The organism is Streptomyces glaucescens (genome assembly GCF_002154375.1).
Lineage (GTDB): Bacteria > Actinomycetota > Actinomycetes > Streptomycetales > Streptomycetaceae > Streptomyces > Streptomyces glaucescens.
On record NZ_MUND01001027.1, the window covers coordinates 1 to 579 of the forward strand.

Here is a 579-nt window from a genome sequence, read left to right on the forward strand (position 1 = left end):
GACGGGCTGCGGACCGCCGCGCGGCTGCGGGCCGATCCACGGACGCGCGAGCTGCCGCTGGCGATCGTCAGTGCCTGCACGCCGTACGAGGTCGACAGCGGCAGTGACATCGGCGTCGACGCCTTCCTCGCCAAGCCCTTCGAGCCGGCGGAGCTCGTGCGGATCGTGCGCCGGTTGATCGAGGGCAGGCAGAGCGGCGCCGAGGGAGAGCCCGGTGGTGGGCTGCTCGGTGCGGAGGAAGGGGAGATCGCGGGGCGTGCCGGCAGCTGACGCGCGGTGTCGCCTCCAGTGCCCTGCCCTCGCCGTCCGTATTGGCCCCGGCAGCCCACGCGGCCTCGCCGTCGTCGTACCCCTCGTCATCCCTGCCTTGCCAGCTGACGTGGGCCGCACCGTCGGCGTCGTGTCCTTGCCGGCCATGCGTCCCAGCAGTCGGCGCCAGGTCTCACGTCGCCGGCGTCGTGCCCTCGCCGTCCCAGTGCCAACCGACCGCCGACGTGGAGACTCGCCGCCCCCATGCCCTTGGCCGCCGACGTGGAGCCTCGCCACCAGCATGGCGCCCACGCCGTCCCCCTCCCCCGC

At 74.4% G+C, this 579-nt stretch carries 1 protein-coding gene; it reads left to right on the forward strand.

The window, feature by feature from the left end; translation table 11 throughout:
• A partial coding sequence (locus CCN42_RS40325) for a response regulator (RefSeq protein ID WP_422641138.1) occupies positions 1-270 on the forward strand: 270 nt, incomplete at its 5' end.
• Between the last annotated feature and the right edge of the window lie 309 nt (positions 271-579).